Source organism: Sphingomonas sandaracina (assembly GCF_036663695.1).
Lineage (GTDB): Bacteria > Pseudomonadota > Alphaproteobacteria > Sphingomonadales > Sphingomonadaceae > Sphingomonas.
Map to the genome: position 1 here is coordinate 449,961 of NZ_JAXOJK010000002.1, position 25,920 is coordinate 475,880.

Consider the following 25,920-nt stretch of genomic DNA (forward strand, 5'->3'; position numbering starts at 1 on the left):
TTTCCACCAGCGATGCGGCCGGTGATGGCGGGCGCCCACCCCTCGGTCCCCTCCCGCATGCGGGAGGGGAGGCATGACTGTGGCTCTTCACATCGCGGTGCTCATGGGTGGCTGGTCGGCGGAGCGTGAGGTTTCGCTGATGTCGGGTAATGGCTGTGCGGATGCGCTTGAGTCGCTCGGGCACCGGGCTACGCGGATTGATATGGGGCGGGATGTTGCCGCCAAGCTCGTCGAGGCGAAGCCCGATCTCGTGTTCAATGCGCTGCATGGGACGCCTGGCGAAGATGGCTCTGTGCAGGGGCTGCTTGACCTGATGGGTCTGCGCTACACGCATTCGGGTCTCGCGACGTCGGTGATCGCAATCGACAAGGTACTGACCAAACTGCTGCTCGTCCCCGCGGGCGTGCCGATGCCGGGTGGGCGAATCGTCAAGTCCGCCGACCTGTTCGAAAGCGACCCGATGGCGCGGCCGTATGTGCTGAAGCCGGTCAACGAGGGCTCGTCGGTCGGCGTGGCGATCGTCACCGACAGCGGCAATTACGGCAATCCGATCGCGCGGGACAGCGTCGGGCCGTGGGGCGAGTTCGAGGAACTACTCGCCGAGCCGTATATCCGTGGACGTGAACTCACGACTGCTGTGCTCGGCGGCAAGGCACTCGGCGTCACCGAGTTGAAGCCCAAGAGCGGCTGGTACGACTACGACGCGAAATACACCGATGGCATGACGGTCCACGTCTGCCCGGCTGAGATTCCCGACGAGATCACCGACGCCTGCAAGAGCCTCGCGCTCGAAGCGCACCGGTTGCTCGGCTGCAAGGGCGCTTCGCGGTCGGATTTCCGCTGGGATGACGAGCGCGGCGTCGACGGGCTGTTCCTGCTCGAAGTGAACACGCAGCCGGGGATGACGCCGCTGAGCCTCGTGCCCGAACAGGCGCGGCATATCGGCATGAGCTATGCCGAACTGGTCCAGGCGATCGTCGACGAGGCGCTGGCGGATCATCCGCTTGCGCAAAGCGGGGCGCCATGAGCCGCACGATCAAGCGCGGTCCGCCGCCCAAGCGGCCCGCCCCGCGCCGCAAGGTCGCGGTCAAGAAGGTGTCGGTGATGGACCGGCTGGTCGGGATGCTCCCGGTCAGCGAGGACACGCTCCGGAAAATCGCGACCTGGTCGATCCTCGGCGCGGGTGGTGCGGTGGCGATCGCGGCGGCGACGTGGGTCGGCATCCCCGGGATGATCGGCGCGGCGGTGGCCGAGGGCGCCGGGCGCGCCGGCTTCAAGGTCGAGCAGATCGAGGTCACGGGCCTCAAGCGGATGGACCGGATGTCGGTCTACGCGGTCGCGCTGGAGGACAAGCAGAACCAGACGTCCATGCTGTCGGTCGACCTGGAGGCGGTGCGGCAGAAACTGCTGCGCTATGGCTGGATCGCGGACGCGCATGTCTCGCGGCGGCTGCCCAATACGATGCTGGTCGATATCGTCGAGCGGACCCCCGCCGCGGTGTGGCAGGACAATGGGCAGCTGACGCTGATCGATTCTTCGGGCGTGCTGCTGGAGCCGGTCCAGCCGGATGCGATCCCGAATTTGCCGCTGGTGATCGGGCCGGGTGCGGATCGGCAGGAGGCGTCGTACCAGACGCTGCTCGCCGCCGCGCCTGCGCTCAAGCCGCGCGTGAAGGCGGCGACCTGGGTCGGCAATCGGCGCTGGGACCTGACGTTCGAGAGCGGCGAGACGTTGGCGCTGCCCGAAGACGGTGCGCCGCGTGCGCTGGTGAAGTTCGCCGAACTGGATGGGGCGCGGCCGTTGCTCGGGCGCGGCTGGATCCGGTTCGACATGCGCGATCCGACCAAGCTGGTCGCGCGCAAGCCGGGCGCGAGCCTGGCGCACAGCGTCGACGTGCCGGCACCAGCCAGCGCAGGGGCAAGCGCGCCGGCGGCAGGCGAAACTACGAATACTCCGTCGCAAACGGCGGGCGCGAACGTAACGGGCGGGGAGGGATGACATGGCGAAGGTGGCACCGGAAGGGCTGATCACGGCGCTCGATATCGGATCGTCGAAGGTTTCGGCGATGATCGCGCAGAAGGGGGACGGGGGCGAGTTGATCGTGCTCGGCACCGGCCAGCGCGAGAGCCGCGGCGTCAAGCGCGGCTATATCGCCGACATGGCGACGACCGAGGCGGCGGTGCGCGAGGCGGTCGAGCAGGCCGAGCGGATCGCCGGGATCAACATCGAGAACGTCTGGGTCGGGTTCTCGGCCGGCGGGCTCGTGTCCGACGTCGCCGAGGTCGAGTTCGAGCTTGGCGGCCACCGCGTCGAGCAGCAGGATATCGACGCGTTGCTCGCCGCCGGACGCAACTCGATCGATCCGCAGGGCCGCATGGTGCTGCACGCGCAGCCAGCGCTCTATACGCTCGACGGCCTGACGGGCGTGAAGACGCCGCTCGGTCTGCATGCGGATCGGCTCGGCGTGCATATCCACGTCGTCGCAGCGGACGGTTCACCGGTGCGCAACCTCGATCTGTGCGTGCGGTCGGCGCATCTCGAGGTGAAGTCGATCATCGCCTCGCCGGTCGCGACGGGCCTTGCGTGCCTTAGCGACGAGGAGCGCGAGCTTGGCGTCGCCTTGGTCGAGATGGGGGCGGGGATCACCAACGTGTCGCTGTTCGCAGGGGGCATGCTCGTCGGGCTGACCTCGATCCCGATCGGCGCGCAGGACATCACCGACGACATCGCCAGCGCGTTCGGCACGCGGCGGCAGAATGCCGAGCGGATGAAGTGCTTCCACGGCTCGGCCAATGCGAGCCCCCGCGACAATCACGACATGATCCCGGTCATGCCGATCTCCGCCGAGGACGGCGCGGGCGAGGGGGCTCAGATCACCAAGGCGCAGTTGATCGGCGTGATCCGCCAGCGGCTCGAGCATCAGATGGGCGAAGTGCGCAACGCGCTCACCAAGCTGAAGTTCGAGGGGCCGGTCGGGCGTCAGGTCGTGCTGACCGGCGGTGGTGCCGAGCTGAAGGGCATCGCCGATTATGCGCAACAGGCGCTCGGGCGGTCGGTGCGGATCGGTCGACCGCGTGGTCTGACCGCGCTGCCGGAAGCGCATGGCGGACCGGCGTTCGCGACGCTAGCCGGGTTGGCCTTCTATGCGGCGACCAACCCGATCGACCTTCGCGGGCTCGCGCCGCAGCGGACGACGGTGCATCGGCCAAAGGGTATGGGCATGATGCGCAAGTTGATTCAGGCGGCACGCGCGAATTATTAAGAGTTTCGAGGGCGCTGGCGTTATTTCGGCTGGAACAGGCCGTGACGTTGGTGCACACAGATTAATCAGGGGCCCGGCCGTAGCGTATCTACCGGGTTGTGCGGAGAACGGCGATGAGCATCGAATTCCTTAGTCCCGAAGTGGACGATCTGGCCCCCCGCATCGCGGTGATCGGCGTCGGCGGCGCGGGCGGCAACGCGATCGCCAACATGATGCGGGCCGACGTCCAGGGCGTCGACTTCCTCGTGGCGAACACTGACGCGCAGGCGTTGAAGCAGTCGACCGCACCGCAGCGAATCCAGCTGGGTACCAAGATCACGCAAGGTCTCGGCGCCGGTTCGCGTCCCGAGATCGGCCGTGCGGCCGCCGAAGAGACGATCGACCAGCTCGCCAAGATGCTCGAAGGCGCGCACATGTGCTTCATCACCGCCGGCATGGGCGGCGGTACGGGTACGGGCGCGGCGCCGGTCATCGCCAAGGCAGCGCGCGACATGGGCATCCTGACCGTCGGCGTCGTGACGAAGCCGTTCGCGTTCGAGGGCAACCGTCGCGCCAAGTCGGCCGAGGGCGGCATCGAGGAACTGCAGAAGTACGTCGATACGCTGATCGTCATTCCGAACCAGAACCTGTTCCTCATCGCTAACGCGAACACGACCTTCAAGGAAGCGTTCACGATGGCGGACGAGGTGCTCCAGCAGGGCGTCCGCAGCATCACCGACCTGATGGTGATGCCGGGCCTCATCAACCTCGATTTCGCCGACGTCCGCTCGGTGATGCAGGAGATGGGCAAGGCGATGATGGGCACCGGCGAGGCGAGCGGCGACAACCGCGCGCTGGAGGCTGCGCAAAAGGCGATCTCGAACCCGCTGCTCGAAGGCGTCAGCATGCGCGGCGCGAAGGGGGTCATCATCTCGATCACCGGCGGCGACGACATGCGCCTGCTCGAAGTCGACGAAGCCGCGAATCACATCCGCGATCTGGTCGATCCGGATGCGAACATCATCTGGGGTTCGGCGTTCAACCAGGAGCTGGAAGGCAAGATCCGCGTCTCGGTCGTCGCGACCGGGATCGACGCCGATGCCCGTCCTCCGGAAGTTGCGCCCGAGCCGACCCGCTCGTTCAGCTTCGGATCGCGCAAGACCGACGAGAACACCTCGTTCCGTCCGAGCGAGCCCGCAGCTTCGTCGGCCGCACCCGCTGCGTCGTCGGCTGACGAAGAGCCGCTCGATCTGAACGCGTCGTCGGAAGTCGAGCCGGCGTCGTCGAAGTCGGATGACGAACTGGTGCTCGGTGCAGAAACGATCGTGCCGCAGGCCGCGCCTGCGCCGGTTGCTCCAGCGCCTCAGCCAGCGCCCGCGCCGCGCACCTATGGCGAGGAGCCTTACGGCCGCGGCCCGATCGCGCGTCCGGCTTCGGCATCGTCGGTGCCGCCCGCTCGCGCCCCGGTCGCCCCTGCGGTTCCGGTGCCGACACCGGCTGCCGACGAAGGTGGCGCACGTCGCCGCTGGCTCGCTCCGGGTGCCGAGGCTGCGCCCGAAGCCGTTCCGGCCGCGCCGCGCGTGAAGCTTGGCGGCACGTTGTTCGAGCGTATGTCGAATGCGGCACGCGGCGCGGCGAAGGAAGATGGCGAAGCGGCTCCCCAGGACCCGCTCGACATCCCGCGCTTTCTGCATCGGCAGAACAACCAGTAAGTCGGAACAGTCATTACGTATCAATATCTTGCTTGATTATTGGCCTCTCGGTCGAGTGGTTGCCGGCCCTCTCCCATCGGGAGAGGGCCGAAGGCCGCAAAGTGTGAGGGTACGTCGAGCAAGCCCACCGCGCTTGAGTATACAAATCCCTGCACTCGTCGTTGCGCCAGCCCAGTTCGCCGCGCCCGTGCGTCGCGGATATTGCCGGTTCGGTCGGGCTGGCGTCTAGACAGATGATCCTCATGACCAGGTCCTCCCATCATCTTCTGACCGCCGCATTGGCGCTCGTGCTTGCGGCCGCGCCGTCCTCCGCGTTCGCTCAAGCCGTCGTACAGGCGCTTCCTGGAACGACCGATGCCGATCGGCTCGGCGACGAGATGCGCAAGCTCGCGAGCAATCCCCGCGATGTCGATGCGCTGATTCGCGCAGGTGATCTGTCGATGGGGGTTGGGGATCTCAGCGGTGCCGCGGCGTTGTTCGCGCGTGCCGAGAAGGTGAACCCGCGTGACGGTCGAGCCAAGGCAGGGATGGCGTCGATCCTGGTGCGGTCGGAGCGGCCGGGCGAGGCGTTGCGCTATTATGCGCAGGCGGAGAGCCTCGGGCTCGATCCGCGCAAGTTCGCCGCCGATCGTGGGCTGGCTTACGATTTGATCGGCCAGCAGGACCGGGCGCAGCGCGATTACCGCGTGGCGCTGCGCACTGCGCCCGACGACGAGACGACCCGCCGCTATGCGCTGTCGCTCGGTATATCGGGCAAGCAGGATTTGGCGTTGCAGCAGCTCGGCCCGCTTCTGCTCAAAAGCGATCGCGGGGCATGGCGGTCGCGCGCGTTCATCATGGCGATGAACGGCGATGTCGCCGGCGCCGCGAAAATCGCGACGACGATGATGCCTGCGGGCACCGCGCAGGGCCTGCAGCCGTTCTTCCAGCGGTTGCCGTCGCTGCCGGCAAGCGACCGTGCGTTCGCGGTGCATTTCGGCGAGGTCCATGCAACGCCCGCGCGTCTCGCCGATGCACGGATGGCGCCGCCACTAGGCGTGCTCGCCGCCGATCCGACCGCGCCGGTGATGCTGGCCGCCGCGCCGCCATCGCCAGCGGTCGCGGCGACGACCGGCAAGACGAACAAGCGGGATCGACGGTCGAAGCGTGACCGTGTCCAGATGGCGACGCGCGCGCCGACGACGACGGTGGCGGCCACTCCATCGGCGACGCCTGCGCGTACGACAACCAGCGTTCCGGCCCCGACCCCTTACGCCGCGCCGGTCCAGCTTGCGGCGGCGCCGATGCAGATGGTTCAGACGCCGCTGCGCACCGTCCAGCCGACGCCTCGGCCGAGCTATTCCGCCCCCAGCGTGGTGCAGAATGCCCGTACGACGCCGGCGGCCGAAGCGAACTCCGTGGTGGCGACCACCATCCAACCGCGCCCGTCGTCGACTGGTCCGCTACCGCCGGTCACAGTGGCGCGGGTGGCGCCGTCGGTCGCGGGTACTCTTCCGCCAAGTGTTGCCACGCAGATGGCGGCGATCCCTGCGGGTCAGGCGCGGACCGATCCGACCCGCGCGGCGAATGCGCTGGCGGCGCCGGCGGCGGCCTTGCCGTCCGTTTCGACTCAGCAAGTCGCGACGCAACAGGCTCCGGCGCAACAGGCTCCAGTGCAAACGTCTCCCGCACGACAGCCGGCACCGATCCAGACCGCGAGTGCCGTTACGCCGACGCCCGGTTTCTCCAGCTCACCTCCGCCCACACCGGCAGCGTCGACCGCAGTTGCTGCGATACCGCAGACGCAAGCGGTGGCGGCGAGCGAGGATTCGATCCTGGCGCGGATCGTCGCGGGCCTGTCGATCCCCGCATCCGAGCTCGACGTCGCGCCGATGCGTCAAGCGCCGGTCGTGACGCCCGCCGCCGTCCCCGTTCCGGCGGATACGGAGCGCGTGCTGGCCGAGGCTAAGGCCAAGACCGAGCGCGACGCCGCGGCGAGGCTCGAAGCGGAGACCAAGGCGGCCGCTGCGGATAAGATCGCCGCGAGCAGGAAGGCTGCTGCGGACAAGAAAATCGCGGCGCGCAAGGCCCTTGCCGACAAGAAGGCGCTCGCCGCGAAGAAGGCCGCCGCCGCGGAGAAGCTCGCCGCCGACAAGGCCGCAGCCGAGGAAAAGCGCATCGCGCGTGCCAATCCCGAGCGGATCTGGGTTCAGGTCTCGACCGGCGCCTCCGAGGGCGATCTGCCCAAGGCGTGGAAGAAGGCGAAGGCCAAGGCGCCGACCGTGTTCGGCAGTCGCGGCGGCTGGACCGCGCCGTGGAAGGCAACGAACCGCGTGCTGGCCGGCCCGTTCAAGACCGATACCGAGGCGCGCACCTTCGTCAATCAGCTCGCGAAGGAAGGCGTCTCGACGTTCACCTTCACCAGCGATCCGGGTGAAATCATCACGAAGCTCCCTTCGAAATGAGCGCATTCGCACTCCGGCCCGCGAAGTGAGTTACCGCGCGCCCTGGGCATCGGACCCGGCGCGCAGCAAAGGACGGCTTCACGAGGAACAGAACGGGTCCGTCCGCGGCCCCCGCGATGCCTTCCAGCGCGACCGCGACCGGATCATCCATTCGATCAGCTTCCGACGACTGCGCCACAAGACGCAGGTCTTCATGGCACCCGATGGCGACCATTTTCGCGTTCGCCTGACACACAGCCTGGAGGTCGCGCAGATCGGCCGGACGATCGCGCGGACCTTGGCGCTTAACGAGGACCTGACCGAGGCGCTGTGTCTCGCACACGACATCGGTCATCCGCCGTTCGGGCATGCCGGCGAGGATGCACTAAAGGCGGCGCTAACCGGGCAGGGCGGGTTCGATCATAACGGTCACACGCTGCGCACACTGATCACGATCGAGCGGCCCTATCCGTTATGGAACGGGTTGAACCTGACTTGGGAAACGCTTGAGGGGCTTGCCAAGCATAACGGGCCTGTGCGGCATACGGGGTGGGCGCTGGCGGCGGCAGACGCGGAGTTCGGGCTCGCGCTGACGAGCTTTTCATCGCTGGAGGCACAGGTCGCGGCGATCGCCGACGACATCGCCTACGACAATCACGACATCGACGACGGTCTGCGTGCCGGGCTCCTGACGCTCGACCAGATGCTGGCGGTACCCCTGGTCGCGCGCGGCTGGGACGATGTGCGGCGGCGGTTTCCGGACATCGCACCGAAGCGGCTGGTCGGCGAACTCATCCGCACGCAGATCGGGACGATGGTCAACGACCTGATCGCCGAAACCCGCACGCGGATCACGGCGAGTGGTGTCGGCAGTGTCGACGACGTCCGCGATGCAGGCCAGTGCCTGGTCGGTTTCTCACCCGAGATGCGCGAGGCCGAGCGCGACCTGAAGCGCTTCATGTACGCAAATCTCTATCATCACCCGCGGCAGTTGGCGGCGGCGGATGCGGCGCACGGTATCGTATCCGGGTTGTTCGCTGTGTACCGCGACGATCCGGCGACGATGCCCGAGGAGTGGCGTGAGCGGATGCCAGCGGCGGATCCCGACCGAAGCCGGCATATCGCGGATTTCATTGCGGGGATGACGGACCGGTACGCGGTGTCGCGATACCGTGAACTGGTCGGTCCGATCGACTTGCCCGAAGGGTTCTGAGGGAAGCGTAGCCGGCTCCCCTCCGTCATCCTGACGAAAGTCAGGATCCAGGGTAACGAACGACGTCCTCGGTGGCTCTGGATCCTGACTTTCGTCAGGATGACGGGCGTGTTGTGGTAGGTCGAAGCCAAACGCAAAAACGGCGGCCGGACCGAGGTCCGACCGCCGCTGCAATTTCCAAAAGCCAATCAGTTCAGCGCGTAACCGAAGCGATCCCGCCGGCAGCGCCATTGGCCTCTGCGGTCTTGAACGCGACCGGTACGCCGCCCGAGACACCCGATACGCGGTCGCCGCGGACGATCAGGTGGAATTTCTGGCCCGAAGGATAGCGGCGGCCATCGATGACCTGATGACCATTGTCCTGCGTCGAGGTGTAGACGTACGTGCTGCCCTCGTGGACGAAGCGTTGCTCGGCGGGTGCGGCCATGCCGATCGTCGATGTCAGGGCGGCAGCTGCTGCTGCGATGATCTTGATGGTATAGCGCATGATCGTATCTCCCGCGGTGCGTCGAGCCGGATCAGGTCTCTACCCAACTCTCGGACCAGGAAAATATTGCGGTGCAGCATAAGGTGCAATTGCAAACCTATCCGTCACGCTTGCGCGGCATGCAACGACGAGCCGCAGTTAGGATGCGACGAGCGGTGCTGGTGACATACTTCCACGACATTCGGCGCGCATAGCCGGCAATGAAGGAGAAGTGTCGTGTCTGCTTCCAGTATCGCGCTCAATCGGTTCGGTCTCGGCGCCAGGCCGGGTGATACCATTGCTGGCGACCCGGCGAAGTGGGTGCTGGCGCAGTGCGACCGGTTCGACCCGCGGCCGGCGGTAATCGCGAGCGCACCCTCGACGGCTAGCATCTCGACCGGCCTCGTCGCTTATTACGCGCAGGAAAAGGCGATCAAGGCGCAGTTCGGGCCTCGTGTGCCGAAAGCAGCGATCGGCATGGACGGGAGACCCGCGGTTGCTGTGCCGACGCTGTCCGGCGCAACGAGCCCCGGTCCGCTGTCTCCCGGCGTCGCGCCCCTGGCGACCACGCAGCCTCCCGCCATGCCCGGTGCGATCGATCCCGGTACGGCCGCGCGGCAGGAAGCGCGCCAAGTCATCGGCAAGCAAAGTCGCAACGATTACGGTGCGGCGGTTGCGGCGCGGACGATGGCGGCGTTGACCGGCGAGGCGCCGTTCGTCGAACGTCTGGTGCATTTCTGGGCAAACCATTTCGCGGTGTCGACCGAGAAGTTCGAGGTGATGGGGCTGGCCGGGCCGATGGAGTTCGAGGCGATCCGGACGCATGTGCTGGGCAGCTTCGGCGACATGCTGAACGCGGTCGAGCGGCACCCGGCAATGCTGCTGTATCTTGACCAGGCGGTGTCGATCGGACCGGACAGTCCGTTCGCCGTTCGGAAAACCAGGCGGCGCACCGGGCTGAACGAGAATCTCGCGCGCGAGATCATGGAGTTGCATACGCTGGGCGTCCGCAGCGGCTACACTCAGGCCGACGTCACAGAGTTCGCGCGTGCGATGACCGGCTGGACGGTCGCGGGCATCGGTCGTGGTCCCGGCGCCCGCATGCAAGACGACTCACGCGCAGGCGCCTTCCTGTCCCTCGACGATGTGCACCAGCCCGGTGATCGCACCGTGATGGGCAAGCTCTACCCTGCGGCGGGCGAAGCGCAGGCGCAGGCGGTGCTGTCCGATCTGGCGGTCCACCCGGCGACCGCGACTCACATCGCGACCAAGCTTGCGCGGCATTTCGCGGGCGATACGCCGCCGCCGGCGATGGTCGCGCGGCTGAAGGCGGCGTTCCTCAAATCCGGCGGCGACCTGCCGACGGTGTACCACGCGCTCGTGGCATCGCCCGAGGCGTGGGTGCCGCAGCCGGTCAAGTTCAAGTCGCCGTGGGAATGGTATCTGTCGACGCAGCGTGCGCTTGGCACGATCACGGTCCAGCCCGGCGTGACGGTGGGCATGATGAACCAGCTCGGCCAGCCGGTCTGGCAGCCGGGACAACCCGTCGGCTACGACGATATCGCCGGTGCCTGGGCCGGGCCCGATGCGATCCTGCGCAGGGTCGAGGCGGCGGAACGGTTTGCCGCACGTGCGGGGCCGGTCGATGCGCGAGCCTTGGCGCCGACGCTGTTTCCCGCCTCGCTCAGCGCCACCACCCTGCAAGGCCTGTCGCATGCGGAAAGCCCGGCGCAGGCGCTCGCCCTGTTGCTCGTCGCGCCCGAATCGATGCGGAGATAGTCATGCTCGACCGTCGTTCCTTGCTGTCTACCGGTACGCTCGGCGTGCTGGCCTCCGCATTCGCGCCGCGCATCGCCTTTGCGCGGGCAGCGACCGAAAAGCGGTTCGTGTTCATCATCCAGCGGGGGGCGGCTGATGGTCTCGGCACGATCGGGGCGATCGGCGATCCGGCGTTTGCGGGCGTGCGCGCGGATCTCGCGGCAGACGTCGCCACGGGTACGAAGCTCGACGGCATGTTCGCGCTGCACCCGGCGATGACGGCGAGCGCGGAGCTCTACAAACAGGGGCAAGCGCTGTTCGCGCACGCGATCGCCTCGCCCTACCGCGATCGGTCGCATTTCGACGGGCAGAACGTGCTCGAGACCGGCGGTGCGAGCGCGTACCAGGTGCGCGACGGCTGGCTCAACCGGTTGCTGGGAGTGCTGCCTGCCGACGAGGCGCGTGCGATCGCGGTGGCCGCGACGGTGCCGATGGCGTTGCGGGGGCGGCGCGAGGTGGCGTCCTATGCGCCATCAAGCCTCCCCGACGCGTCCGACGACCTGCTGCAGCGCGTGGCGATGCTGTATGACGGCGATAAGCAACTGCACGGGCTGTGGAGCGAGGCGATGGCAACGCGGCAGCTCACGAGCGATCTCGCGCAGGATGGCGGGCGCAATGCGGCGGCCACCGGTGCGCTCGCCGCGCGGTTGCTCAAGCCCGACAGCGGCGCGCGGATCGCGATGATCGAGACTGGCGGTTGGGATACGCATACCGGCCAGCGTGGGCGGCTGACCGCGCAATTGAAGGGGCTCGATGCGATGGTCGCGTCACTGCAGACCGGGTTGGGTCCCTTATGGGCGGACACGCTGGTGCTGGTCGCGACCGAGTTCGGGCGGACCGTCGCGATCAACGGCACCGGCGGCACCGATCACGGCACGGGGACCGCGGCGATGCTGTTCGGCGGCGGGGTGAAGGGTGGTCGCGTCGTGTCCGACTGGCCGGGGCTCGCACCTGCGGCGCTGTACGAGGCGCGCGACCTGAAGCCGACGATGCAGCTGGATGCGTTCATCGGTGGCGCGGTCTCGTCGCATTTCGGGGTGGAGCCGGCGCGGGCGATGGCGGCGCTGTTCCCGGCAAGTGCGCGCACGGCGGCGGTCGAGGGCCTGGTTCGGGTTTGATGGTCCGGGATGGCGACAGGATTGGCGGGCGGACACTCACGCCGCCGGATTAAATTGAGCGTTACCCGGCTTTGGTCTAGAGCGCGCGTTTCCTTGACGTACCGGGACTGCCATGACGCTCTACACCCGTTTCGCCGCGCATATCGATGCGGCGCTCGACACGCTGACCGCGGCGGGGACCCTGCCGGCGGGGCTCGACCGCAAGAACGTGACGGTCGAGCCGCCGCGCGATACGAGCCACGGCGATCTCGCGACCAACGCGGCGATGGTGCTCGCCAAGCCCGCCAAGACCAATCCGCGCGTGCTGGCCGATGCGCTGGTCGTCGAGCTGGCGAAGCTCGATGACGTCGCCTCGGCGAGTGTGGCCGGCCCCGGCTTCATCAACATGAAGCTGACCGATGATGCCTGGCGCGCCGAACTGGCCGCGATCCCGGAGGCAGGGGCTGACTACGGCCGCTCGAAGCAGGGCGACGGGATCACCGTCAACATCGAATATGTCTCGGCAAACCCAACCGGACCGATGCACATGGGCCATTGCCGTGGCGCGGTGGTCGGCGATGCGCTTGCCAGCCTGCTCGAATTCGCCGGACACCGGGTGATCCGCGAATATTACGTCAACGATGCCGGCGGCCAGGTCGACGTGCTCGCGCGTTCGGTCCACCTCCGCTATCGCGAGGCGCTCGGCGAGACGATCGAGATCCCCGAGGGCCTGTATCCCGGCGACTATCTCGTCCCCGTCGGCCAGTCGCTCGCGACCGAGTTTGGCGACCGCTATGTCGGCGCCGACGAGAGCGAATGGCTCGTCATTTTCCGTACGCAGGCGGTCGCCGCGATGATGGTGATGATCCGCGCCGATCTCGCCCTGCTCGGGATCGAGCACGAGGTGTTCGCGTCCGAGGCCGAACTCCAGGCCGCGAAGAAGCCCGAGGCGGCCGAGGCGGAACTGCGGTCGCGCGATCTCGTCTATGACGGCGTGCTCGAGGCGCCGAAGGGCGAGACGCCCGACGATTGGGAGCCGGTCGAACTGCCGCTGTTCCGCTCGACGCAGTTCGGCGACGATCAGGATCGGCCGATCAAGAAGTCGAACGGGTCCTGGACGTATTTCGGCGCCGATCTCGCCTATCACTTCCAGAAGAGCCAGAATGCCGATCAGCTGATCGATATCTGGGGCGCGGATCATGGCGGCACGGTCAAGCGGATCGTCGCGGGCGTAGCGGCGCTGACCGGCGGCAAGACGCGGTTCGACGTCAAGCTCGTGCAGATGGTCCGCCTGCTGCGCAACGGCGAGCCCGTGAAGATGTCGAAGCGGTCGGGCAATTTCGTCACGCTGGCCGACGTAGTGCGCGAGGTCGGCAAGGACGTCGTGCGCTTCACGATGCTGACACGGCGGTCCGATGCGCAGATGGATTTCGACTTCGCCAAGGTCGTCGAGGCGTCGAAGGACAACCCGGTTTTCTACGTCCAGTATGCGCATGCGCGAATCGCATCGCTGCACCGGCGCGCGCAAGAGGCTGGAATCACGCCGATTTCGGCCGATTTGTCCCGGCTTGATACGGACGAACTCGCCCTCGTGCAGCTCGCAGCGCAGTTTCCACGGCTCGTAGAGATCGCGTCGACCGCGCGCGAACCGCATAGAATTGCGTTCTATCTCTATGACTTGGCTGCCGCTTTCCATGCCTTGTGGAACGTCGGCAACGACCGTCCGGACCGGCGCTTCCTCGTAATCGAGGATCCGCAGGCGACCGCGGCACGGCTTTTCTTGGCGTCCGCAATAGGGCAGATTATCCGCAACGGCCTCGCGATCATGGGCGTCGAGGCGGTTTCGGAGATGAAGTGATGGCCGAGAACATGGATCTGCGTGAGGAAGACCGTCTCCCCTGGCTCGAAACCGTCGAACCGGACGAGCAGGAAACCGTCGGTATCGGTCGCGTCATCGCGCTCGTCGTGCTCGGCCTCGCGGTACTCGCAGCGATCATCTTCGGCATCTACACGCTGCAACAGCGCGCCCCGACGGGCGACGGCCAGCTGATCGCCGCGCAGGAAGGCGACTACAAGGTCAAGCCCGACGACGCTGGTGGGCTGAAGGTCACCGGCGAAGGCGACTCGGCGATTGCGACGAGTGCCGGCAAGTCTGGCAACGGCGCGATCGACTTGCGCGGCGTGCCGGAAGCACCGGTTGCCGGCAAACGCGCCGCCGCCCCCAAGGCCGAGGATGCGGCCGGACGCAACGCGGTCGCGCAAGTGCCGGCATCCGGTGGCCGGCTGGTTGCTGCGGCTCCCCTCGCGCCGTCGAAATCGAACGGTGCCGGGACGGCTACCGGCGGTTCGCTGGTCCAGCTGGGTGCGTACCCGAGCGAAGCGGTCGCCAACGCGGCCTGGACCAACTTCTCGAAGCGATTCGCGTATGTCGGCGCGCTCGGCAAATCGGTCCAGCCGGTCGCGACGGGCGGTCGCACGCTGTATCGCCTGCGCGTCAATGCCGGCAGTGCGAACCAGGCAGCGGATATCTGCGGTCGGTTGCGCGTCGCGGGCGAGACGTGCTTCGTCGCGAGTTGAGCGTTATGGCTGATCCGGCCTGGGCCGGGTTAGTCGCACCACTGATATAGCTGGCCGGCCCGTTACGGTGGTGCTGCGGTGGCGGCACCGTCGACCAGCGCATTTCCGGCGACAGCGAGAAGCAGCCGCGCCTGCGAGGTCGGCAGCGTTACGATTGACGGTGGCCACGGACTTGGGCGCTCCAGTGTCGGAACGCTGTGTGTCCTGAATTTCCCGGTTGCCCGAGCGTCGCCACGGCACCGGTCGACGGAGCACAGGCGCTCGACGGGTCGTATCTCTGACTAGCCGACGTGCCCGCCAAACTACGGGCGCCGCTAATCGTAGTAATAAACCGGCGACGTTAGAGCGAACGACGATGCTTCCCGCCGTATTTGCGACCGATATAGTCGCCGATCTGAGCGACTTCGGTTGCTGCGGCGCGCGCACCTTCCACCTGGCACGGTAGCGGATCGCTGTCGTGATCGGCGACCCGCGCCTGCACCTTGTCGCATAACTCCTCGATATCCGCGCGCGACAGGACGTTCTTCTCACGCAGCAGGCAGATAAGGCTCTGCAGGATGACGAGGTTCTTGTCCTCGGGATCTGCTTCGAGCTTTAGGGACGATGCCATGCTCTCTCTCCTTCACTGTCTTTCAGACTATGCCGATCGGCGTTCGTTGCAAGCGAAAACGTGCAAAAGCATACCGAATAATCGAAACAAACTGCGCGCACGTCCGTTTGCCGGCGAGGTTCGCCGAAAATGAGCGTACCCGATTGAGCATAGACAAGGCGATGCTCGCATGTCTCCGGATAATCGGACCAAGGCACAGAACGCGTTAGCGACCCGTACTGGGGAGCGGTTGCGGGGTGACGGAACGAGTTGGCATGCTTATCTCTGTGCCATGTACAAACCAAAAGCCGGTCTTCCGACGCGCGAGCAAATCCTCGACTTCATCGCCAATTCCGACGTGCCCGCGGGCAAACGCGAGATCGCCAAGGGTTTCGGGCTTAGCGCGCAGGACAAGATCGGGCTGAAGGCGTTGCTCAAGGACATGGCCGACGAGGGGTTGATAGACAGCGCCCCCGGTCGCGCGTTTCACAAGATGGGCGGCATCCCCAAGGTGACGGTGTTGCGGATCGCCGATGTCGACGACGGCGGCAACGTGTGGGCGGTGCCCGAACGCTGGGAAGCCGAAGGCATCCCGCCGCCGCGACTGCGCGTGCGGGAACGCAAGCGCGGCGCGCTCGGTGTCGGAGAGCGGATCCTGGCACGGACAGAGGAAGCGGGGAACGGCTGGGTCGCACATCCGATGAAGGTGCTCGCACCTGCCTCCGAACAGGTGTTGGGCGTGTTGCGCGAGGAGGCCGGGCGCCTCTGGCTGACGGGCGTGGACAAGCGCGAGCGGCGCGAGTTCGCGGTGGCGGATGCGGGCGGTGCCGCGCCGGGTGATCTCGTGCTGGCGGAACTCGCGGGCAAGCCGCCGAAGATCGCGGCGCGCGTCGTGTCGAAGCTCGGCGATCCGTTCGCAGCGCGCAGCTTTTCGCTGATCGCGATCCACAAGCTCGGCATTCCGGACGTATTCTCGCAGGAGGCGCTCGACGAGGCGGAGCGGGTCTCGAAGCTTCCGCTCGGTGAGGGGCGTGAGGACTTGCGCAACTTGCCGATCGTCGCGATTGATCCCGAGGATGCGCGCGACCACGACGACGCCGTGTGGGCCGAGGCGGACGACGATCCTGCTAATCTCGGTGGGTGGAAGGCTATCGTCGCGATCGCGGATGTCAGCTTCTACGTGCGGCCGAAATCTGAGGTCGACCGCGAAGCCCGGCGGCGTGGCAATTCGGTATATTTTCCCGACCGCGTGGTGCCGATGCTGGCTGAGATCCTGTCGGCGGAGGTGTGTTCGCTGAAAGAAGGCGCGGATCGGGCGGCGCTGGCGTGCCACCTGCGGATCGGCAAGGACGGTTCGCTGAAGTCGTGGCGCTTTACACGTGCAGTGGTGCGGATCGCCGCGAACCTTGCGTATGAAGAGGCACAGGCGATCATCGACGCGTGCTCTTCCCCCGTCTTGCGGGAGGGGGCGAAGGACGGCGGTGCCTCACTCGATCCGACGGTAGGTCAGGAAGCCCCTTCCTCGACACGTTCCGTGGAGGGGAGGGGAGATATGCTCAGCGTGCTGCAACCCCTTTGGGCCTGCTGGCACGCGCTGGCGAAGGCGCGGGACGCGCGTGCGCCGCTCGATCTCGATCTGCCTGAACGTCGCGTCGTCCTCGATGAAAAGGGGCGGATCATGTCGGTGTCGCCGCGCGAACGGCTCGACGCGCACCGGTTGATCGAGGACTACATGATCGCCGCCAACGTCGCCGCCGCCAAGGCGCTGGAGGCGAAGAAGGCGCCGGTGATGTACCGCATTCACGAGCCGCCGAGCCGCGAGAAGCTGATGGCGTTGAAGGAGTATCTCGAAACGTTCGACGTGCCGTTCGCACTCGGGCAGGTGGTGCGCCCGGCAACGTTCAACCACATCATCGAGCGGATCGGCGATGCGGACTTCCGCCCGCAGGTGATGGAGCAGATCCTCCGCACGCAGACCCAGGCCTATTACGCGCCCGGCAATCATGGGCATTTCGGCCTCAGTCTTGGCAGCTACGCGCACTTCACCTCGCCGATCCGACGCTATGCCGATCTGCTCGTCCACCGCTCGCTGGTGTCGGCGTACGGGCTTGGCGAGGGCGGATTGCCGGCGGACGATGCGGCCAACATGGAGTCGGTCGGCGAGATCATCAGCCGGCTCGAACGTCGCGCAATGGAGGCCGAGCGTGACACCACCGATCGCTACGTTGCGGCGTTCCTGTCGGAGCGCGTCGGGCAGGTGATGGACGTACGGATCACCGGCGTCACGAACTTCGGTTTCTTCGCGACGGTCGAGGGGATCGGTGGCGACGGCCTGATGCCGGTACGCGATCTGGGTGGCGAGTATTTCCGCTTCGACGAGGGCGCGCGGACGCTGACCGGCGAGCATAGCGGCGACGTCTTCGCGCAGGGGCAGACGCTTGAACTTAGGCTGGCGGAGGCGAACCCCGTGTCCGGCGCGCTGCGTTTCGAGATGCCCGAGGGGAAGGGTGCCGCGCCGCCGATGCGCGGCGGACGTAAACCCGTGCGCGAGATCAAACGGCGCGGGCGGCCGGCGAACGTCCGCCATCAGGGCAAGCGGCGTTAGCATTTGCGCAAGTCCCTCGCGCTATGCGACATCATTGCGGGGGACAGTGTCATGTGGGGTTTCATTCTAGGCCGATCGCGGCGGCGGATCGTCCAGGATTTCGTTGCGGCCCAGGCTACGTCGCCGGACCGCGCGATCGCGTATGTCGCCAAGGACGTGCGGATATTCCGACGCCTTCGCCTTTATGGTGCGATCGTCGATAATGGCATGGACCGCTATCATCTCGACGCGCGCAAGCTCGGCGCATTCCGTGGTGCCGTCCGTGTCCGGGCAGCGGCGATCGTCGGCATATCGGGCATGGTCGCCAGCGCTGCCGCGGCCGCGACGGTATTTGCGCTTGCCGAATAAGCTGTTGCCGCGAGCGCGGCGTTCGGGCGGTATGCCCCTGGCGTTGCGGCCTCACCGGATCCGTGGGGCCGTACCTGCGCTGTTCCTGGCGCGACATGCATTGCAGCCGACGATGCGATCGCTTTCCAGCCCCATGCGCACGAGCAAACCACGTTCGATCGGCTGCGCGCTCGTGGCATCGTCCGCGACCCGCACCCGGCCGCTTCTATTACGATCTCGACGCGCACTATGCCGCGGCCGAGCGACGCCGAGGCCTCATCGTGCCGATCGCGATCCTCGCGTCGGTGCTGATCGCGTGGATCGCAACGCGGTTCTTCCGCGGCTGATCAGCCGACCGTGAAGGTGAGCCCCGCCTTCGCTACCAACCGATCGCGCAGTTTCGTCCCCATCAACGCCCCCGGCGTCCAGATTCCGCCGTCGCCTTCGACGTCCTGCACCAGGCACAATGCCGCCTCGGCGATCATCTTGCTGGTCGAGCCATAGCCGGGATCCCGGTCGCCGGTGACGACCGTGTCGATCCGTTCGCCACCGGGCATGATCCCGACGAACAACAGGTCGTAATGCCCGGCGTCGCGCTCCTCCTTCGAGGGACCCTCGCCGGGCTTGGGGCCCTTGTCGCCCGAGAACGGATTGAACTTGGCGATCGCTTCGGCCGCCGCTTTGCCCATATCGCCGAGCCCCGCGACCATCATCTCGTCATAGACGAAGTCGGCACCGTACGCCGTGCCTAGCAGGAAATTGGTGCGGTGGACGTTCTTGGTATTGATCGGCGCCATCACGAACGGCGCGACCCACGCGGAGAGGGTCGTGTCGTATTCGGGGATCAGCCCGGTCGGCTGGTGCGGACCGCTGAAACCGGGCGTGAGCGCGAACGGGCTGGTCAACAGCTTGACGATGCCGGGATCGCGTGCGGCGGCGGCGAGTGTCGCCTTGAGGCTCGCCGCCGTACCGCCCGAAAACGTGCCCTGCATTCTCCGCACGCGGCCTTTTACGCGGGGCGCGGGGGCGCCGTATTTCGCTCTCGCTGCGTCCTGCAACGTCAGTACGCCGAGATCGAACGGGATGCTGTCGAACCCGCAGGAGAACACGATCCGTGCGCCGGTGCGCGTCGCTTCGCCTTCATGCGCGTCGATCATGTGGCGCATCCAGGCGGGCTCGCCGCACAGGTCGACATAGCCAGTGCCGGTCGCAACGCAGGCGGCGACGAGGTTCGAGCCGTATAGCTGGTACGGCCCGACCGTCGAGATGACGACGGCGGTGCGCCCGGCCATCGCGCGCAGGCTGGTGGTATCGTCGGAGGCGGCGGTGATCAGCGGCGTATCGCCGGGCGCACCGATCAGGTCGCGGACCTGCTGCAGCTTCGAGAGCGAACGGCCAGCCATCGCCCAGCGGACACCGGTAGGGTAGGTCTGTGTCAGATACTCGGCGACGAGGCGGCCGGTGAACCCGGTCGCGCCGTAGATGACGATGTCGAAGTCGCGCATGTCCATCTCCTGTTTCGCGGCAGTTTTGCCTGTGCCGGCGCAGCATCGCAAGTGGGACGGCGGCGCGAGGTTCGCCTCGCCAATGCTATAGCGATCTGCGAGAACCTGCGGATGGCATCCGATCCCAAGACCGTTGCGTTCATCGTCGATCAGCTTGCCGCGGCTGGCGATGTGTCCGCCAGGCCGATGTTCGGCGAATACGGCGTCTATTGCGACGGCAAGATGGTCGCGATGATCTGCGACGACCACCTCTTTGTGAAGCCGACCCCGGCCGGCCGCGCATTCGCCGGTGCGATCGACGAAGCGGCGCCGTATCCGGGTGCGAATCCGTGCCTGCTGATCGATGCCGATCGTTGGGACGATGCCGACTGGCTGGCCGAACTCGTCCGGGTCTCGACTGCGGAACTGCCCCTGCCGAAACCCAAGAAGGCCAAGCTTAAGAAGGTCTAAGCCGCCTCGTTGAACTGCAGGCTCGCCAATCGCGCATAAAGTCCGCTGTTGGTCATCAGCGACCCGTGCGAACCCTCCTCGACGATTTGCCCGTCGCTCATCACGATGATCCGTTCGGCCGCGCGCACCGTCGCCAGGCGGTGGGCGATCACCAGCGTCGTGCGGTTGGCCATCAGCCGCTCGAGCGCTTCCTGCACCAGCCGCTCGCTTTCCGCATCGAGTGCGCTCGTCGCTTCATCGAGCAGCAGGATCGGCGCGTCGCGGAGCAGCGCGCGGGCGATCGTCACGCGTTGGCGCTGGCCACCCGACAGCCGCGCGCCACCCTCGCCCAGGAACGTGTCGAGTCCCTCGGGGAGCTTACGAAGGAACTCGGCGGCATTGGCGGCTTCGGCAGCGGCCCACAGCTGGTCGTCGGTCGCTGACCAGTCGCCGTAGCGCAGATTGTCGCGGGCCGAGGCGCCGAAGATGATCGTTTCCTGCGGCACCATCGCAATGCGCGCGCGAACTTCGGCCGGATCGGCGTCGCGCAGATCGATGCCGTCGAGCGTCACGCGCCCGGCGTCGGGATCGTAGAAACGCTGGACCAGCTGGAACAGCGTCGTCTTGCCGGCGCCCGACGGGCCGACCACCGCGACCGTCTCGCCGGGCTTGATGTCGAGCGAGAAGTCGTTGAGCGCGGCGACATCGCGGCGTGTCGGGTAGTGGAAGCGCACGCCCTCGAACGCCAGCGCGCCGCGCGGTGGCTGTGGCAAGGCGACCGGATGTACGGGTGCGGCGATCTCGGGCTTTTCGCGGAGCAGTTCGGACAGTCGCCCCGCCGCGCCCGCTCCGCGCAACAGGTCGCCATAGACTTCGGTCAGCGCACCGAATGCGCCTGCGACGATCCCACCGGTCAGCACGAAGGCGGCGATGGCGCCACCGCTGATCCGCCCGGCCGCCACGTCGATCGCGCCCTCCCACAGCACCAGTGTGATCGACCCGAACACGAGCCCGATGACGATCGCGGTCATCACCGCGCGCAACATGATACGTGCGCGCGCAGCGGCGAACGTCGCGCTGACCGCGTCCGAAAACCGGATCGCCTCGCGGTCTTCCTGGCCGAACGCCTGCACGACCTTCATCGCGCCCAGCGTCTCGGTGGCGATCGAGCCGACATCGGCAACGCGGTCCTGCGAGGTCCGCGAGTAGTTGCGGACCCGTTTGCCGAGCAGCGCGATCGGCAGGATGATCAGTGGGATGCCGATCATCAGCATGCCGGCCAGCTTCGGGGAGATCGCGAACAGGTAGATCAGCCCGCCGATCCCGGTGAACGTGTTGCGCAGCGCGATCGATACGGTGCTGCCGACGACCTGTTCGATCAGCGCGGTGTCCGAGGTCAGGCGCGAGGCGATCTCGGACGGGCGATTCTCCTCGAAGAAGCGCGGCGTCAGGCGGAGCAGGTGGCGTTGGACGGTGGTACGGATGTCGGCGACAACCCGCTCGCCCAGCCACGAGACGTAGTAGAAGCGCACCGCGGTCGCGAGCGCCAGCACCACAACGATCATCAGCAGGTAATGGAACGAGTTGGCGACCGACCCGCCCGAGCCGGGGCCGAAGCCGCGGTCGATTACGCGCTTGAAGCCATAGGGGATGCCGATCGTCGCCGCCGACGTCATCATGAGCGCAAAGCCGGCGAAGACGATCTGGCGGGGATATTGGGAGGCATGATGCCACACCATCGCAAGGTCGCCGATCCGGCGGGACGTCTTCTCATCGGATATCGGCTTGGCCATGCACGGTGCCTAGCAGTGGCGGGGGTGGCGCTCAACGGGAACCGGGCGTGGAGAACGGCGGTGATCCGGTCGCGCGCGATGGGTCACCGGTCGATCGCGCGTTGCACTGCGGTAGAATTGCGTTACGACCGTGCGAAAGCCCGATGAGGCGAGAGGATACCGCATGCTCTACGATGCCTATGAATTCCAGCGTTCGATGATGGCCGGTGCCAGCAAGATGGCCAGTTTCGGCGCCGAAATGCTCAACAACCCGGCAAACCCGTTCTCTTATTTGGGTGGCGGCGCGGTGATCGGCTCCGCGCTGGAGGTGTTCGCACATGCGAATGCGACCCGCGGAAAGCCTGCCTTTGGCCTCGACCATACGGCGATCGACGGACGCGAGGTCGCGGTCCGCGAGGAGATCGTGCTGCGCAAGGACTTTGGTCAACTCAAGCGGTTCGTACGCGAAGGTATCGAGGGCGGGCCAAAGCTGCTGATCGTGGCGCCGATGTCTGGCCATTATGCGACGCTGTTGCGTGGGACGGTCGAGCGGATGCTGCCGTTTGCGGACGTCTACGTCACCGACTGGCGCGATGCGCGCAGCGTGCCGGTGTCGGCGGGACGGTTCGATCTCGACGACTATATTGATTATCTGATCGAATATCTGGAGACGATCGGCGCGAACGAAGGGCAGGGGGGCACGCACATGCTCGCCGTCTGCCAGCCATCAGTGCCGTGCTATGCTGCGGTTGCGCTGATGAGTGCGGACAACAACCCGTGCCGTCCGAAGACGTTGACGATGATGGGCGGGCCCGTCGATACGCGGGAGGCGCCGACAGCTGTAAATACGCTAGCAACCGAGCGGCCGCATGCGTGGTTCGAGCAGAACGTGATCGCGACGGTGCCCGGCAATTATCCGGGTGCGGGACGGAAGGTGTATCCTGGGTTCCTGCAACTCGCCGGGTTCATGTCGATGAATCTCGGCAACCACATGGTCTCGCATTGGGAGATGTATAAGCATCTCGTTCAGGGTGACGGCGAGAGCGCGTCGCAGAGCCAGGATTTTTACGAGGAATATCGCTCGGTATGCGACATGACGGCGGAATTCTATCTACAGACGATCGACGTCGTGTTCCAGAGCCATGCGCTGCCGCGGGGGATCATGACGCATCGAGGACGGCCGGTCGATCCGGCTGTGATTACCGATGTGGGCCTGCTCGCGGTCGAGGGCGAGCGCGACGATATCTCGGGACTGGGGCAGACGAAAGCGGCGCTAACTCTGGCTACGGCGCTACCGGACGAAAAGAAGCGCTATCTGATGGCGGAGGGTGCTGGCCACTACGGTATTTTCAACGGGTCGCGCTGGCGGGAGAAGATCGCGCCGGTGGTCGAAGAGTTCATCACCGCGAACGGGTGAGGAGGATAGGCAGCCCCTCCCGAGGCTGCCCATTTCGCGTCAGGCGATCGAGTCCACAACCGCGTGGCTGCTCGATTCGTCCGAACGGATCGTGCCGCCGAACAGCATCTTGAGACGGCCGCCGATGGAGATGTCGGTCTCCCAAAGCTCCGCGCTGTCGATGTCGAAGCGCAGCAGCGTGAGGTTGGGGTCTTCCTTGCCGCCCGGAAACCAAGCCTCGACCTGATTGTTCCAGAGCTTGTCGATCTGCGTGCGGTCGTTCGACGTCGAGACGTCGCCTGCCATGCAGGCGAAGAAATCATGGCCCTTGCCAACGAACTGCGCCATCGCCGCGCCGCCCTTGGCGATGCGGTTGTCGCGGCCGGCGAAAAAGAACAGCGTGTTTGGCTGATCGTCGTCGATCTGCGCAGTCATGGGCTCGGAATGCTGGCCGTCATGCAAGCCGATCATCACGAACGGACTGGCCTTCAGCTTGTCGATGAACTTCGCTGCGACTTCCTGCGGGGTATCCTTGTCGGCCATCGTCATTCTCCTATTGGCTTGGATTGCCACTGAGAACGGGCGGGGCGGAGGTTGGTTGCGCGGGGGCGGCCGATCGGCGCGCGCGATGCCGCTTGGTGATTGCGCATGCGACGCGTCATGGTGGCGGCGGCAGCAAGTCTGCTGTCGCACGTGAAAGGATCGAGAATGTCTCTTGTCGATCTGTGTCTGATACTAGGCGTGCTCTTCGCCTTTGCGACCTTGGTCGTGAAGATCATCGAAGTGGCACGTCGAGGATAAGCACACGGGCGGGGTTCGAGCTGACACTCGGGCCCCAAACGCAGTTGAGCCCCGGCTGCTGACACAACCAGGGCTCGCACAGAAAGGCAAGAATGTCCTTTGCCGAGAGACTAAATATCGCTTCTCGACATATCTTGCAAGGTCACAGCACTTCAAACAACCCGGCTGCGCCCATGCCGCCGCCAACGCACATCGTGACGACGACGTACTTGGCGCCGCGGCGCTTGCCTTCGATCAGCGCATGCCCGGTCGCGCGGGCGCCGGTCATGCCGTACGGGTGGCCGATCGAGATCGCGCCGCCGCTGACGTTGAGCAACTCGTCGGGAATGCCGAGATTGTCGCGGCAATACAGCACCTGCACTGCGAAAGCCTCGTTCAGCTCCCACAGGCCGATATCGTCCATCTTCAGGCCGAAGCGCTTGAGCAGCTTGGGGATCGCCACGACCGGGCCGATGCCCATCTCGTCGGGCTCTGTGCCGCCGACTGCCATGCCGACGTAGCGCCCGAGCGGCTGGAGCCCGCGCTGCGAGGCGATCTTCTCTTCCATCAGCACCGATGACGACGAGCCGTCCGACAGCTGCGACGCGTTACCGGCGGTGATCGTGAAGTCGGGGCCCATCACGGGCTTTAGCGACTGGAGACCTTCCAGCGTAGTGTCGGCGCGGTTGCCCTCGTCCTTGGTGACCGTCACGTCCTTGTACGTAACTTCCTTCGTCTCCTTGTTGATGATCGCCATGTTGGCGTCGACGGGCACGATCTCGGCATCGAAATACCCGGCGGCCTGTGCGGCGGCAGTCCGCTGCTGCGACTGAAGCGCATAGGCGTCCATCGCGTCACGGCTGATGCCGTAGCGCTTCGCGACGACCTCGGCGGTCTGCAGCATCGGCATGTAGACGTCCTTGTGCATCGCGATCAGCTGCGGATCGGGTGCGACGCGCATCTGCGGGGTCTGAACGAGGCTGATACTTTCGACGCCGCCGCCGATCGTGATGTCCATGTTGTCGGTGATGATCTGCTTGGCGGCGGTGGCGATTGCCATGAGGCCGGAGGCGCACTGGCGGTCGAGCGACATGCCGCTGACCGTCGTCGGCAAGCCTGCGCGAAGCAGCGATGTGCGCGCGATGTTGCCCGCCTGATGCCCCTGTTGAAGTGCGCAGCCGAACACGACGTCGTCGACTTCCGCCCCGTCGATGCCGGCGCGCTCGACCGCGGCCTTGATCGAATGCGAGGCGAGGGTCGGGGCGGGGGTGTTGTTGAAGCCACCGCGATAGGCGCGGCCGATGGGGGTGCGGGCGGTGGAGACGATGACGGCTGAACGCATGGATATTCCTCTTCTTCACTCCCCTCCCGCATGCGGGAGGGGTTGGGGGTGGGCGCTCGGCCAAAGCGAGCGAAACGGTCGTGGAGAGCGGCAGCCCACCCCCCGGCCCCCTCCCGCAAGCGGGCGGGGGAGAAGCGTCAAACGAAGATCTGGCTGATCCATTCGGCAATCAGGGCGGGCTTTTCCTGGCCCTCGATCTCGACAGAGAAGGCGTTGGTCTGCTGCCACTGGCCGGGGCGCTTTTCGTCGAACGAGAGCAGCTTGAAGCGGCCTCGGACCTTCGAGCCGGACCGGACGGGGGTCAGAAAGCGGACCGAGTTGCCGCCGTAATTGACGCCCATCTTGGCGCCCTCGATGGTCGGTGCGTCCGGCACTTTCGAGGACAGCAGCGGCATAAGCGATAGCGTCAGGAAACCGTGTGCGATCGTGCCGCCGAACGGCGTTTGCGCCGCGCGTACCGGATCGAGGTGGATGAACTGATGATCGCCGGTCGCATCGGCGAATTTGTCGATCATGGCCTGCGTGACGTCGACCCAGTCGGAAACCGACTCTGTCCCGACACGAGCCTGCATTTCGGCGGTGGTGATCGTCGCCACGGGATTCCCCTTGTTGATTGGCGCCTTGGCCC

General features: G+C 66.3%; 21 protein-coding genes. 14 read left to right on the plus strand and 7 right to left on the minus strand.

The features are described 5' to 3' along the window. The first annotated feature begins 73 nt into the window (after positions 1-73). The 6 genes from U1707_RS07420 (at position 74) to U1707_RS07445 (ending at position 8,589) form a co-directional block, all read left to right on the plus strand. Positions 74-1,027, plus strand: coding sequence for a D-alanine--D-alanine ligase (locus U1707_RS07420; protein WP_332799442.1), 954 nt, complete (start codon positions 74-76; stop codon positions 1,025-1,027). Further along, positions 1,024-1,998, plus strand: coding sequence for a cell division protein FtsQ/DivIB (locus U1707_RS07425; protein WP_107952166.1), 975 nt, complete (start codon positions 1,024-1,026; stop codon positions 1,996-1,998). Before U1707_RS07420 ends, U1707_RS07425 begins: the two co-directional genes overlap by 4 nt. A 1-nt stretch (position 1,999) precedes the next feature. Then, on the plus strand, positions 2,000-3,262 hold the full coding sequence (ftsA, locus tag U1707_RS07430; protein WP_056051322.1) for a cell division protein FtsA: 1,263 nt from the start codon (positions 2,000-2,002) through the stop codon (positions 3,260-3,262). Between the two features lie 113 nt (positions 3,263-3,375). Further along, entirely contained in the window at positions 3,376-4,953 is a 1,578-nt protein-coding gene (ftsZ, locus tag U1707_RS07435; protein ID WP_332799443.1) for a cell division protein FtsZ, read from the plus strand. Positions 4,954-5,195: 242 nt separating this feature from the next. Next, a complete protein-coding gene (locus U1707_RS07440; protein WP_332799444.1) occupies positions 5,196-7,397 on the plus strand; it encodes an SPOR domain-containing protein in 2,202 nt (733 codons plus the stop codon). A 25-nt stretch (positions 7,398-7,422) separates the two neighbouring features. Then, a complete protein-coding gene (locus tag U1707_RS07445; RefSeq protein ID WP_332799445.1) occupies positions 7,423-8,589 on the plus strand; it encodes a deoxyguanosinetriphosphate triphosphohydrolase in 1,167 nt (388 codons plus the stop codon). A gap of 193 nt (positions 8,590-8,782) precedes the next feature. Here the strand turns inward: U1707_RS07445 and U1707_RS07450 are convergent, their stop codons facing one another. After that, positions 8,783-9,076 (minus strand): hypothetical protein, encoded by a 294-nt coding sequence (locus U1707_RS07450; protein ID WP_332799446.1) that lies wholly within the window; start codon positions 9,074-9,076, stop codon positions 8,783-8,785. A gap of 216 nt (positions 9,077-9,292) precedes the next feature. Here U1707_RS07450 and U1707_RS07455 point away from each other — a divergent pair, with 216 nt between their 5' ends. The 4 genes from U1707_RS07455 (at position 9,293) to U1707_RS07470 (ending at position 14,547) form a co-directional block, all read left to right on the plus strand. Then, complete coding sequence (locus U1707_RS07455; RefSeq protein WP_332799447.1) at positions 9,293-10,834, plus strand: DUF1800 domain-containing protein; 1,542 nt, start codon at positions 9,293-9,295, stop codon at positions 10,832-10,834. A gap of 2 nt (positions 10,835-10,836) precedes the next feature. Beyond that, positions 10,837-11,991 (plus strand): DUF1501 domain-containing protein, encoded by a 1,155-nt coding sequence (locus U1707_RS07460; RefSeq protein WP_332799448.1) that lies wholly within the window; start codon positions 10,837-10,839, stop codon positions 11,989-11,991. A 112-nt stretch (positions 11,992-12,103) separates the two neighbouring features. Beyond that, the gene (gene argS / locus U1707_RS07465; RefSeq protein WP_332799449.1) at positions 12,104-13,828 is read left to right on the plus strand and encodes an arginine--tRNA ligase; all 1,725 of its coding nucleotides are present in this window, start codon (positions 12,104-12,106) and stop codon (positions 13,826-13,828) included. Further along, positions 13,828-14,547, plus strand: a complete 720-nt coding sequence (locus U1707_RS07470) for an SPOR domain-containing protein (RefSeq protein ID WP_332799450.1) — start codon at positions 13,828-13,830, stop codon at positions 14,545-14,547. Before argS ends, U1707_RS07470 begins: the two co-directional genes overlap by 1 nt. A 340-nt stretch (positions 14,548-14,887) precedes the next feature. Here U1707_RS07470 and U1707_RS07475 read toward each other — a convergent pair whose 3' ends face one another. After that, positions 14,888-15,157 (minus strand): hypothetical protein, encoded by a 270-nt coding sequence (locus tag U1707_RS07475; RefSeq protein ID WP_332799451.1) that lies wholly within the window; start codon positions 15,155-15,157, stop codon positions 14,888-14,890. 271 nt (positions 15,158-15,428) lie between these two features. Between U1707_RS07475 and U1707_RS07480 the strand changes: the two genes are divergently transcribed. Continuing rightward, positions 15,429-17,741, plus strand: a complete 2,313-nt coding sequence (locus U1707_RS07480) for a ribonuclease R family protein (protein WP_332799452.1) — start codon at positions 15,429-15,431, stop codon at positions 17,739-17,741. 51 nt (positions 17,742-17,792) lie between these two features. Then, complete coding sequence (locus tag U1707_RS07485; RefSeq protein ID WP_332799453.1) at positions 17,793-18,089, plus strand: hypothetical protein; 297 nt, start codon at positions 17,793-17,795, stop codon at positions 18,087-18,089. A 326-nt stretch (positions 18,090-18,415) separates the two neighbouring features. Here the strand turns inward: U1707_RS07485 and U1707_RS07490 are convergent, their stop codons facing one another. After that, entirely contained in the window at positions 18,416-19,573 is a 1,158-nt protein-coding gene (locus U1707_RS07490) for a saccharopine dehydrogenase family protein (RefSeq protein ID WP_332799454.1), read from the minus strand. Between the two features lie 111 nt (positions 19,574-19,684). On the opposite strand from U1707_RS07490, the gene U1707_RS07495 reads away from it, so the two are divergent. Then, positions 19,685-20,023, plus strand: a complete 339-nt coding sequence (locus U1707_RS07495; RefSeq protein ID WP_332799455.1) for a TfoX/Sxy family protein — start codon at positions 19,685-19,687, stop codon at positions 20,021-20,023. Here the strand turns inward: U1707_RS07495 and U1707_RS07500 are convergent. Then, entirely contained in the window at positions 20,020-21,795 is a 1,776-nt protein-coding gene (locus tag U1707_RS07500) for an ABC transporter transmembrane domain-containing protein (protein WP_332799456.1), read from the minus strand. The two genes, U1707_RS07495 and U1707_RS07500, sit on opposite strands and share 4 nt — an antisense overlap. A gap of 163 nt (positions 21,796-21,958) precedes the next feature. Here U1707_RS07500 and U1707_RS07505 point away from each other — a divergent pair, with 163 nt between their 5' ends. Next, on the plus strand, positions 21,959-23,191 hold the full coding sequence (locus U1707_RS07505) for a polyhydroxyalkanoate depolymerase (RefSeq protein WP_332799457.1): 1,233 nt from the start codon (positions 21,959-21,961) through the stop codon (positions 23,189-23,191). Positions 23,192-23,230: 39 nt separating this feature from the next. Here U1707_RS07505 and U1707_RS07510 read toward each other — a convergent pair whose 3' ends face one another. The 3 genes from U1707_RS07510 to U1707_RS07520 all read right to left on the minus strand — a co-directional run bounded on the left by U1707_RS07510 (position 23,231) and on the right by U1707_RS07520 (position 25,888). Beyond that, positions 23,231-23,713 (minus strand): pyridoxamine 5'-phosphate oxidase family protein, encoded by a 483-nt coding sequence (locus U1707_RS07510; protein WP_332799458.1) that lies wholly within the window; start codon positions 23,711-23,713, stop codon positions 23,231-23,233. A gap of 400 nt (positions 23,714-24,113) precedes the next feature. Next, positions 24,114-25,292 carry an acetyl-CoA C-acyltransferase gene (locus U1707_RS07515; protein ID WP_332799459.1) on the minus strand — a complete coding sequence of 393 codons (1,179 nt, stop codon included), beginning with the start codon at positions 25,290-25,292 and terminating at the stop codon, positions 24,114-24,116. A gap of 137 nt (positions 25,293-25,429) precedes the next feature. Continuing rightward, positions 25,430-25,888: a MaoC family dehydratase gene (locus U1707_RS07520; RefSeq protein WP_332799460.1), complete on the minus strand. Its 459-nt coding sequence runs from the start codon at positions 25,886-25,888 to the stop codon at positions 25,430-25,432. Positions 25,889-25,920: the final 32 nt, after the last annotated feature.

Bases quoted from the DNA above. Each gene is read 5' to 3' on its own strand.
- U1707_RS07485 (WP_332799453.1), top strand. From the start codon at position 17,793: ATGTGGGGTTTCATTCTAGGCCGATCGCGGCGGCGGATCGTCCAGGAT.
- U1707_RS07440 (WP_332799444.1), top strand. From the start codon at position 5,196: ATGACCAGGTCCTCCCATCATCTTCTGACCGCCGCATTGGCGCTCGTG.
- U1707_RS07460 (WP_332799448.1), top strand. From the start codon at position 10,837: ATGCTCGACCGTCGTTCCTTGCTGTCTACCGGTACGCTCGGCGTGCTG.
- U1707_RS07425 (WP_107952166.1), top strand. From the start codon at position 1,024: ATGAGCCGCACGATCAAGCGCGGTCCGCCGCCCAAGCGGCCCGCCCCG.
- U1707_RS07505 (WP_332799457.1), top strand. From the start codon at position 21,959: ATGCTCTACGATGCCTATGAATTCCAGCGTTCGATGATGGCCGGTGCC.
- U1707_RS07515 (WP_332799459.1), bottom strand. From the start codon at position 25,292: ATGCGTTCAGCCGTCATCGTCTCCACCGCCCGCACCCCCATCGGCCGC.
- U1707_RS07470 (WP_332799450.1), top strand. From the start codon at position 13,828: ATGGCCGAGAACATGGATCTGCGTGAGGAAGACCGTCTCCCCTGGCTC.
- U1707_RS07500 (WP_332799456.1), bottom strand. From the start codon at position 21,795: ATGGCCAAGCCGATATCCGATGAGAAGACGTCCCGCCGGATCGGCGAC.
- ftsZ (WP_332799443.1), top strand. From the start codon at position 3,376: ATGAGCATCGAATTCCTTAGTCCCGAAGTGGACGATCTGGCCCCCCGC.
- U1707_RS07490 (WP_332799454.1), bottom strand. From the start codon at position 19,573: ATGCGCGACTTCGACATCGTCATCTACGGCGCGACCGGGTTCACCGGC.
- U1707_RS07420 (WP_332799442.1), top strand. From the start codon at position 74: ATGACTGTGGCTCTTCACATCGCGGTGCTCATGGGTGGCTGGTCGGCG.
- argS (WP_332799449.1), top strand. From the start codon at position 12,104: ATGACGCTCTACACCCGTTTCGCCGCGCATATCGATGCGGCGCTCGAC.
- U1707_RS07480 (WP_332799452.1), top strand. From the start codon at position 15,429: ATGTACAAACCAAAAGCCGGTCTTCCGACGCGCGAGCAAATCCTCGAC.
- U1707_RS07450 (WP_332799446.1), bottom strand. From the start codon at position 9,076: ATGCGCTATACCATCAAGATCATCGCAGCAGCAGCTGCCGCCCTGACA.
- U1707_RS07510 (WP_332799458.1), bottom strand. From the start codon at position 23,713: ATGGCCGACAAGGATACCCCGCAGGAAGTCGCAGCGAAGTTCATCGAC.
- ftsA (WP_056051322.1), top strand. From the start codon at position 2,000: ATGGCGAAGGTGGCACCGGAAGGGCTGATCACGGCGCTCGATATCGGA.
- U1707_RS07495 (WP_332799455.1), top strand. From the start codon at position 19,685: ATGGCATCCGATCCCAAGACCGTTGCGTTCATCGTCGATCAGCTTGCC.
- U1707_RS07475 (WP_332799451.1), bottom strand. From the start codon at position 15,157: ATGGCATCGTCCCTAAAGCTCGAAGCAGATCCCGAGGACAAGAACCTC.